8 protein-coding genes are annotated in these 8929 nt (G+C 71.0%); 3 read left to right on the plus strand and 5 right to left on the minus strand.

Annotation, left to right across the window (positions count from 1 at the left end):
• Nucleotides 1-157: 157 nt before the first annotated feature.
• Nucleotides 158-811 carry a hypothetical protein gene (locus tag ACFVU9_RS19015; RefSeq protein ID WP_380444871.1) on the minus strand — a complete coding sequence of 218 codons (654 nt, stop codon included), beginning with the start codon at nt 809-811 and terminating at the stop codon, nt 158-160.
• 259 nt (nt 812-1070) lie between these two features.
• On the opposite strand from ACFVU9_RS19015, the gene ACFVU9_RS19020 reads away from it, so the two are divergent.
• Nucleotides 1071-1949 (plus strand): LLM class flavin-dependent oxidoreductase, encoded by an 879-nt coding sequence (locus tag ACFVU9_RS19020; RefSeq protein WP_387594541.1) that lies wholly within the window; start codon nt 1071-1073, stop codon nt 1947-1949.
• A gap of 71 nt (nt 1950-2020) precedes the next feature.
• Here the strand turns inward: ACFVU9_RS19020 and ACFVU9_RS19025 are convergent, their stop codons facing one another.
• Nucleotides 2021-2329, minus strand: a complete 309-nt coding sequence (locus ACFVU9_RS19025) for a GntR family transcriptional regulator (protein ID WP_387594543.1) — start codon at nt 2327-2329, stop codon at nt 2021-2023.
• Between the two features lie 384 nt (nt 2330-2713).
• Complete coding sequence (locus tag ACFVU9_RS19030) at nt 2714-3997, minus strand: peptidoglycan-binding protein (RefSeq protein WP_387594545.1); 1284 nt, start codon at nt 3995-3997, stop codon at nt 2714-2716.
• A gap of 422 nt (nt 3998-4419) precedes the next feature.
• Here ACFVU9_RS19030 and ACFVU9_RS19035 point away from each other — a divergent pair, with 422 nt between their 5' ends.
• Nucleotides 4420-5112, plus strand: coding sequence for a response regulator transcription factor (locus ACFVU9_RS19035; RefSeq protein ID WP_387594547.1), 693 nt, complete (start codon nt 4420-4422; stop codon nt 5110-5112).
• Nucleotides 5113-5327: 215 nt separating this feature from the next.
• Nucleotides 5328-6701 (plus strand): ATP-binding protein, encoded by a 1374-nt coding sequence (locus ACFVU9_RS19040; RefSeq protein ID WP_387594549.1) that lies wholly within the window; start codon nt 5328-5330, stop codon nt 6699-6701.
• Between the two features lie 227 nt (nt 6702-6928).
• Here ACFVU9_RS19040 and ACFVU9_RS19045 read toward each other — a convergent pair whose 3' ends face one another.
• A complete protein-coding gene (locus ACFVU9_RS19045; protein WP_387594550.1) occupies nt 6929-7504 on the minus strand; it encodes an RICIN domain-containing protein in 576 nt (191 codons plus the stop codon).
• 161 nt (nt 7505-7665) lie between these two features.
• Nucleotides 7666-8595, minus strand: a complete 930-nt coding sequence (locus tag ACFVU9_RS19050; protein WP_387594552.1) for a Gfo/Idh/MocA family protein — start codon at nt 8593-8595, stop codon at nt 7666-7668.
• Between the last annotated feature and the right edge of the window lie 334 nt (nt 8596-8929).

Raw genomic sequence — 8929 nt, forward strand, 5'->3', positions numbered from 1 at the left:
GGGCCCCCTGCTATTTCCGCCCCCCCCCCCCACCCCCCGTGTTCTTTTCCCCGTCCCCCCCGCCCCGCTTCCCTTTGCTCGTGGGGTAACCCCCCGCCCGCGGGGGGGGCCATGGGTCCCGGCGGGGCCCCCCCCGCGAGGGTGGAGGGGTGGGGTACTACACGGCGTCGATCTCAGCGCCGAGGTCGAACTTCAGACCGGAGTTCTCGGCCTCTGCCGGGGCGTTGTCGGCGAGCTTCCACTCAAGCGTGACGTCAGCCTTGTTCTCGGGGGCGTGGACGTTGTTCCGGTCGAGCTTCTCCCGCCGCAGGTCCGTGCGGCCCATCTTGTTCTTGTCCGTGTTCGTCATCTCGTACCACGCGGCGAGGGTCTTCTGCTCCTCCGTCGTGTGGTTCCCCTGCTTGATGGTGATCTTGAGATACAGGTTCTTGGCCAGCTCGGACTGCGAGGGAATGATGACCGGCTTGCCGTGGCCCTTCGTGATGGCGATGTCCTTGAGCACCACCTGGCCCCAGCTCTCCTTGCCCTCCGACTTCTTGGGCTCGTAGGTGTAGGTCACCTTGGCGCTACCAGGCTTGCCGGGCATCAGGTTGGACACCTTGACGACAGCGTCGGTGCCCTGGTCGCTGCCGACCTTGGACTTCGTCCAAGAACCCGACTCGATCGTGTTGTCCTTGTTCCACGCACCGGCCGACACCGTGGCGTGGGTGGCGCCGAGCACCATCGCCCCCGCGGCCAGGACACCGACCGGCACGGCCGCCAGCTTCGTCCAGCGCTTGGCAGTCTCGGTGCGCCGGTTGTTCATCGTCATTGAATTGATCTCCGCTTTTCGGATTTCTGCGAGCCGGCCGGGTCGGCCGAGCACCCATCGATCAAACCCCGGTCGGGCGAATCCAAAGTGGACCGGCCGGGCAGCGAAAGTGGCATTCCCCGGTGTTACCGTCCTTCTGCGCCCATTCGACCGGGAAGCGCCATGAATAACACCGTCCGCACACCGGAGTGGAATTCCTCGCACGCGGTGCGGGACGGACTCCACGGTTCCGCGACCCGAAAGGCTCCCCTCAACTCCGATGGAACTGATCGTCGATGATCAGGCGCCGATCCACGTGTCGGGCCGCGAGCACGCGTTGACGGGCACGGCGGCCGCCGCTCAGGAGGCCGTCCGGCTGGCGCTCGACTGCGAAGAACTGGGCTGGGACGGCTACTGGGCCGCCGTCGACCCCGGCACGGTCCGTCACTCGCACATGCTCACCGCCATGGCCTCCGCGGCCGCCACCATCACCGGATCCATACGGGTCGGAACCGGATTGGTCCTGCCCGAGGACGGAGGCCCGGTCCGCGGCGCCGCCGGCTTCATGTCGCTCGCCCACCTGCACCCGCGGCGGACCGATCTGATCGTCGCCACCGATCCGGACGCCGCTCACGGCACGCCTTTTCCGGGCCCCCGGCTCACCGCGTTGCTCGCCGCCCTCCGCTATGAGGACGTACACGGCTCCCCCACCGCTCCACCGCGGATCTGGCTGACCGGACAGCGCGCCGAGGACGCCGCCGTCGCGGCGGCGTACGGGCTTCCGTTCTGCCTCGAACTCCCCGCCGATCACCTGCCGCGCCCGGACTTCCTGGACCACTACCGGAAGTTCTGCCGCACGGAGGCCGGCCCCGGGGCACCGCGCGTCGCGCTGGCGCTGCGGATCGCGTGCGCCGACAACCCCGACGAGGCCGCCGCGCTGCAGGCCCTGCTCGCCTGGGCGGAGCCGCCTACGGCCACCGCTCGGCCTCGGACGCTGGTCGGCACGCCCGACCGGATCAGGCCACACCTGGCCTACCTGCTCGACCTGTACCGGCCCGACACCCTCGCCGTCTCCACCCCGTGCCCGGACCACGCGCTGCGCATCCGCTCGTACACCCTCGTCCAGGACCTCGTCACCGGCCTGCGCCCTGCCCCCTGAAACGCAAACAGCTGAAATCTGAGCAGCTGAAACGCGAACAGCACCCCTGCCCGGGGTGCTGTTCGCGGCGGTCACGGCCATTCCTCGTTGACGTAGGTGCCCGGCGAACCGGGCCTGACCACCAGCAGGTGCTGTTCGATCAGCGCCTCGACGGCCTGGTTGACCACGTCGAAACTCACCCCGTACGCCTCCGCGAGCGCCCGCCGCCCGGGGATCCGCCCTCGCAGGCTGCGCGCCTCGATGCGCTCACGCAGATCCGCAGCCACGCCCAGCCACGCCACCGAGCCGGGAGGCTGCGGCAGGAGCCAGGGCGGTCGCCGCAGCAGGGTGACCGCAGCCCGCCGGACGAACTCCGCCGTGGGGACGGGGATTCGGTACAAGCGAGCGATCCGCCCGACCGCCGGGACCCGCTCGGGCGACCTGGGCCGGGGCAACCGATCGACCAGGTCGGCGGCGAGGTCCCGGTACTCGGGCCGCCTCTTCGTCCGCTCCGACCGGCCGACGTCATCGCACATCTCTTCCTCGATCCCTGTCGATGGTTCAGGCGGGTCGGTCCCACCGTGCATCGATCCTGGGTCTTCACCGATCCCCCCGGTAGACCGGAAAGTCGCCGGGGGGATGCACCAAAGTGAATCGAGGAAACCGCCGACCGGTACCCGCTCAGGGGCCCTCGATGCGCTCCACGATGAGGCTCGGTCCTACGTGTCGAGGACAGTGCCCGGGCCACCGTCCACACATGGCTGACCCGGCATCACGCATTCACCTCATCGGAACAGCAGTCGCCACGTGTGCTCCCCCGGGTATCCGTCCGCGTCGGCGCCGTGCCAGCCCTGGTCGGCCTGGAAGGCCTGCACCGCGCGGCGGTCCGACTCGCTCCAGGCAGGCCCCGGGCCCTGCCGGTAGTACCGGCCGTAGCCCTTGGCCACCAGTTGCCTGCCGAGGAGCGCCACGTGGTCGTTCCGCTGGCCCGGCCTGAAGTGCCCGGCCCCGGGAAATGCCGGGGGCCGGTTCGCGGGGTGGTCGGCGGGGCGGTCCGCGCCTGGTCCGATGTCCTTGCCGCGTCCCTCGACGAGCAGTCGCCAGGTCTGCGCCCCGGGGATCCCGTCGGCGTTCGCCCCCGACCAGCCCTGCGCCTGCTGGAACGCCCGGGTGGCATCACTGTCGGGACGGCCCCAACGCGGGCCGGGCCCGTGCTGGTAGAAGCGGCCGGCGCCGCGGCCGATCAGCATGGTGCCGAGCCTGGTGACGTCCGCGTTGTCGGCCCCGGGGCCGAACCGTGCCGCGCCCGGGAAGGCACGATCGGAACCGTCTCCTGGTATGTCCTCCTCCTGGACACCGTTGTAGCGGTACGGGATGTAGGACGACCCGTGCGAGGTGTACGCATAGGGAATGGTCCGCTTGACCGCACCACGCCCGCCGGCCTGCTCCAGCACCACGTACCGCGTGTGCTCGCTGTCGGCCCAGCCGCCGAACAGCACGACGTGCGAACCCCGTTGGGGGTTCGCGGTGTTGTGGAAGAGCAGCATGTCCCCCGGGCGCAGCTCCGTCTTGGTGATGCGGGTCGCGTACTGGTGCAGGTCCCCGGTCCAGTGGCTGCCGGGCAGGGACCACGCCATCGAGACGAAGCCGGAGCAGTCGGTGCGGTAGCCCTGGCGGTAGCGGTTCATGCTGTACGGGACCTTGGCATCGATCCAGCCCTGGGCCCGGGCCAGGATCTGGGCGCGGGTCAGCCGGGGTGCGGCGGTCGCCGCGGAACCGGTGGAGGGACTGGGCATGCCCTGCGGGGACGGCGAGCCGTCGTCGTCGCCCATCGGTGTACCGACGGGCGACGACGGTGTGGCGCCCTCCGCCGCAACGGCCTCGGTGGTCCCGGCGGTCCCGGCACCGGCGAATGCCGCCGCGGTCATGGCACCCGCCGCGACCAGCCTGGTCGCCCGTACGCGGGTCGAACGGGCCACGGCCGCCCGGTCCTGCGCGGCGGCCTCGGCGCAACCGGGGCACGGGCAGTCGGCGGGTGCGGGGATCTCGCTGAATTCCGGCAACGACATCGTGGGCGTCCTTGTCTCAAGAGCAACGACGTCCTCGGCAGCAGAGCCGGGACCGAGGACGGAAGGTGAATCGGCGGTCGGTGCAAGGAGCGGTCCGAGCTCAGCCTCCGGGCGCATCCCCCGCCGGACCGGCCGGTGACGGCCGGGGCCTCGCGATCGGGCGGTCTTCCGTGCATCGACGCCGGGAACGCGCGGGCTCGGCGAACACGCGGGCTCGGCGAACACGCGGGCCCGGCAAACACCCAGGCCCGGCAAACACCCAGGCCCGGCAAACATGCGGGCCCGGCAAACATGCGGGCCCGGCGCCGGGCGTCCGGGGCCGGTGGATGAAAGTAGACCACGTACCGGCCGCCACCGGCAGTCTCCTGAAGTCTGCTTCAGGGTTACCGGAGGGTTGCGACGGCGGGCGTCATGCTGACGTCATGCGTCTGCTGCTCGTGGAAGACAACACCAGATTCGCCGACCTGCTCCGCCAGGGCCTGGCCGCCGAGGGCATCGACGCGGATTGGGCCCCCGACGGGCACGCGGGCCTGCGGCGGGCCCTGGAGGGTGGCTACGACGTGATCGTCCTCGACGTGATGCTGCCGGGGATGCACGGATACGAGGTGGTCGCACGCCTGCGGACGGTCGGCGACCGGACGCCGGTCCTGATGCTCACCGCCAAGGACGGGGAGTACGACATCGCCGAGGGGCTGGAGACCGGCGCCGACGACTACCTGGTCAAGCCCTTCTCGTTCGTCGTGCTCCTCGCCCGCCTGAAGGCGTTGGTGCGGCGCAGCGCGCAGCGGACCCCGACCGAGTGGCTGGTGGGCGACCTGCGGGTGGACCCGGTGTCGACCCGGGTCTGGCGCGGGGGGACGGAGGTCGAGCTCACCGGCAAGGAGTTCGCCGTCCTGGCCTGCCTGGCCGAACGGGCGGAGCAGGTCGTCACGAAGCCGGAGATCATCAAGCGGGTCTGGGAGGGACGGTCGCCCCGGCCGCTCAACGTCGTCGAGGTCTACATCAGCGCCCTGCGCCGGAAGCTCGACACTCCCTTCGGGCTGGTGAGCATCCTCACCGTGCGGGGCGCCGGCTACCGGCTCACGGCACGGCACCGCGGCACCTCCCGCCCGTGAACCCCGTGAGCCCCGTGAGCCCCGTGAACCAGCGAATGGTGAACTGACGCCGTACTCAGGACTCGTGGCCGGACCAGCCGGACCTGCGCACTCAGGCATTCTGGTGGGATGCGTCTGCTGCCCGTTCCGTCAGCCCCTCCCGTCACGAACGTCTCCTGTGAACAGCCCCGGGACGACGCCGCCCGGCCGATCGGCCGCCGGTGAACGAGCAGTCAGTGAGGTTGAGGCGGTCCGCTCCGCGAACGCTGCGCGCCCGGGCCACCGCCGCCGTCACCGCCGCGTTCGCCCTCGCGCTGGTCGCGGCCTCGGCCGCGTTCCTCGCTGCCCTGCGGGCCGACCTGTGGGAAGCCGCGAGGGACGAAGCACGGCGGAACGCGGTCTCGGCCGTGGAAGTGCTGGAGGCGCAGAGCAGCTCCTCCGGCGGCAGCTACACGGTCCGGGGCGGCGCCGTCGGCGCCGTCAGCCTCGGCGACCCCGGTACGACGGCCGCGCAGTGGGATCCCGGACCGGTCGCGCAGCACCCTTCCGCGTCAGTGTCACCGACCTCTGCCTCCCCGTCCGCCGGCGCCCCCTCGGACGCGACGGCCATCGTGAACTCGGGCGACGGCCGCTTCCAGGTCGCCGCGGTCGTCGACTTCGACGCCGCGCGCGCGACGCTGCTCAGCATGTCGTCGTGGATGATCCCCATCCTCCTCGTCCTCGTGCTGTTCTGCGCCTGGCTGACCTGGACCGCGGTCGGCCGTGTGCTGGCGCCCGTCGAGGCGCTGCGCCGCGAGGTCGCCGACATCACGGCCGGTGACCTGCACCGGCGCCTGCCCGTACCCGGCGGGCGCGATGAGATCGCCGGCCTGGCCACGGCCATGAACGCCACGCTGGACCGGCTCGACCACGCGGTGGCCAGGCTGCGCACGTTCACCGGGGACGTCTCCCACGAACTGCGCAGCCCCCTCGCCACCCTGCGTACGCGCCTGGAGCTGTCGCTGGCCCACCCGGACCGGACCGACTGGCCGCGAACCGTCGCGGACGCCCTGGAGGACACCGACGAACTGGCGGGGCTCGTCGACGACCTGCTGCTGCTCGCCCGGCTCGACGCGCACCGCCCGGGCCACGAGAGCGAGGTGGACCTCGCCGAGCTGGCCCGTGCCCACGGGGCGGTCCCGTCGAATTCGGCCGCCCCCGTCGTGCTCGTCGACGCACCCGGCCCGGCAACGGTCCGGGGCACTCCCGCGCACCTGGTCCGCGTCCTCACCAATCTCGTCGACAACGCCCGCCGCCACGCGCGCGCCGCAGTCCACGTCAGGGTCGCGACGGAGGACGGCAGCATCACGCTGGAAGTCGCCGACGACGGTCCGGGGATTCCGCCCGCCGACCGGGAACGGGTCTTCGAACGGTTCACGCAGCTCGACGCGGCCAGGACCAGGGGCTGCGGAGGAGCCGGCCTCGGCCTGGCGATCGCCCGGTCCATCGCCACCACCCACCACGGCACGCTCACGGCCGAGGCTCCCGCGGGGACGGTGCCCGGCGCCCGGCTCGTCCTGCGTCTGCCCGCCGCCGAGCGCGGACCACGGCCCAGGACGGACGGGAGCTGAGACCACGAAGGACCGCCAGACGTCAATGACGCCTGGCGGTCCCGGAATTGCTGCGGCGCCCAGTGTCCTTCAGGCCGGCACCGGATCCGCGTGGAGGAGCATGTCCCTGCTTCGCTGCTTCTCCGGGCGGACCTTCTCCCTGGCGCCGACGGGCTCCTGCGGGTGCCCACCACGCCAGGGAGAGTCATGCAGCGGTCCAACCACTGCGGAGATCGGCTCCGGGGTTGTCAGCCCACCTGGAGCTTCCACTGCTGATCGGGGATGTCGAGGCAGTCCCACTGGAGGGCGTCGGCCCCCTCCTTCTTGCTGCCCTCCCGGATGCCCAGGCAGTAGCCCGAGTTGCTGTTGACGAGCTGCCAGCTGGAGCCGTGGACAAAGTTGAGCTTCCAGTGCCGGTCGCTACTGCCGTCACACTTCGCCTGGACCGCCGGGGCGCCCTTGTTCTTACTGCCTTCCTGTATGCCGAGGCACAGGCCGTGACCGTTCTCGATCGTGTACCCCTGCCCCGCCTCCTTGAACGTCCAGCTCTGCTCAGGCTTCTTGCTGCAGTCCCACTCCTGGACGAGGCGGCCGGGTTCGGACCCGCCACCCTTGGCGCCGATGCACATGTGGGACCCGACGTTCATGATCGTCGAACCACTTCCCGACGAGGCTTCGACCGCCGATGCGGTCGAAGCCCCTGCCAGCAGCAAGCCGCCGACCAGTGCGCCGATTGTTCCCGTGGCAAGGATTCCCTTGGAACGCAAGACATCTCCCTCTGAGTCAATCAATAAGCCGCCTGCAACCCGGATGTTCGGGCGCATCAGCCGATGATCATGAACGCTAGGCCTGCCATTGCGTCCGACCCAGAGGGCGGAGGTCCTGAAGAATCGACCGGACGTCCTGTAGTCAGATGAAGCTGCCTGTACAGCACCCGGCGCAATGGGGACTGGCGGGTTCGAGGAAGCCGTCGACCGGTACCCGCTCAGGGGCCTTCGATGCGCTCCACGATCAGTTCGCACAACTCGTGGGTGCGCAGGGCGTCGTGGGCGTCGAGTGTCTTCCCTCCCCGGACGGCGTCGAGGAAGCCGAGGACGCACTGCTCGATGCCGCGCTGGCGGGCCACCGACACCCAGTCGCCGCGGCGGCGGGTGGTGGGCTGGCCGCGGTGGTCGATCACCTCGGCGAGGTTGTGGACCTCGCGCTTGGAGTCGGTGCCGGAGACCTGGAGGACCTCCTCGGTCGAGCCGCTGCGACGGTTCATGATGCCGAGGGCCGTGAAGCCGTCGCCGGCGAGCGTCAGGACGACATGCTCGACCAGGCCGTCGACGCGGCGGGCGCGGACGTCCACGTGCTCGACCTCGCCGGGGACGAGGAAGCGCAGGGTGTCGACGACGTGGATGAAGTCGTCGTACACCAGGGTCCGGGCGGCCTCGGGCAGGCCCTCGCGGTTCTTCTGGAGGACGATCAGGTCGCGCGGGCGCTCCAGGGCCTGCACGTAGCCGGGGGCGTGGCGGCGGTTGAAGCCGACCATGAGCGAACGGCCGGTGCGGTCGGCGAGGTCGACGAGGCGGCGGGCGCAGTCGAGGGTGTAGTCGAGGGGCTTGTCGACGTAGACGTCCACGCCGGCGGTGAGCAGCTCCTCGACGATCGGGACGTGCTGGTCGGTGGCCGCGTGCACGAAGGCGGCGCGGATGCCACCCTTGATGAGCTCGCCGAGGTCGGTGTGGCGGTGGGCGGGGTCGATGCGGTGGGTGTCGCCGATGCGGTCGAGCTTGGCGCGGTCGCGGGTCATCAGGCGCAGGTCGAGGCCGGGCAGCGCGGTGAGGACGGGCAGGTAGGCCTTCTGCGCGATGTCGCCGAGGCCGACCACGCCGACGGGGAACGGCATGTCGGGGGCAGCAGTCTCAGTCATCGAATCTCCAGCCGTGCGGGTGGTCGTCAGCCGTCCCAACCTTACGCACCGGCGGCCGAGCCCGGACTGCCAACTGCGGGCCCGGCCCTTCGCATCCTCACAGGAGCTCGCCAAGGAGTGCTCAGGGGCGAAGCTGTCGACGACGCCCCGGTCCGCCGCGAGCTTCTCGAGGGCTGCACGTTCGCTCCGGCTCATGTCCGCACGGAGACGCGCGGCTGGGGGGGCGACCCGGGCCGCGCGCAAAAAATCCCCGCCGCACCCCGGTGATGGGCGTGGTTCCCCCACCCGGGACTTACGTGTTTGCGGAGGGGCGTAGACCTTCGACGGTAGAACG

It is taken from the genome of Kitasatospora sp. NPDC057936 (assembly GCF_042887525.1).
Classification (GTDB): Bacteria; Actinomycetota; Actinomycetes; order Streptomycetales; family Streptomycetaceae; genus Kitasatospora.

Bases quoted from the DNA above. Each gene is read 5' to 3' on its own strand.
- ACFVU9_RS19015 (WP_380444871.1), bottom strand. From the start codon at position 811: ATGACGATGAACAACCGGCGCACCGAGACTGCCAAGCGCTGGACGAAG.
- ACFVU9_RS19035 (WP_387594547.1), top strand. From the start codon at position 4,420: ATGCGTCTGCTGCTCGTGGAAGACAACACCAGATTCGCCGACCTGCTC.
- ACFVU9_RS19030 (WP_387594545.1), bottom strand. From the start codon at position 3,997: ATGTCGTTGCCGGAATTCAGCGAGATCCCCGCACCCGCCGACTGCCCG.
- ACFVU9_RS19045 (WP_387594550.1), bottom strand. From the start codon at position 7,504: ATGCGCCCGAACATCCGGGTTGCAGGCGGCTTATTGATTGACTCAGAG.
- ACFVU9_RS19050 (WP_387594552.1), bottom strand. From the start codon at position 8,595: ATGACTGAGACTGCTGCCCCCGACATGCCGTTCCCCGTCGGCGTGGTC.
- ACFVU9_RS19020 (WP_387594541.1), top strand. From the start codon at position 1,071: ATGGAACTGATCGTCGATGATCAGGCGCCGATCCACGTGTCGGGCCGC.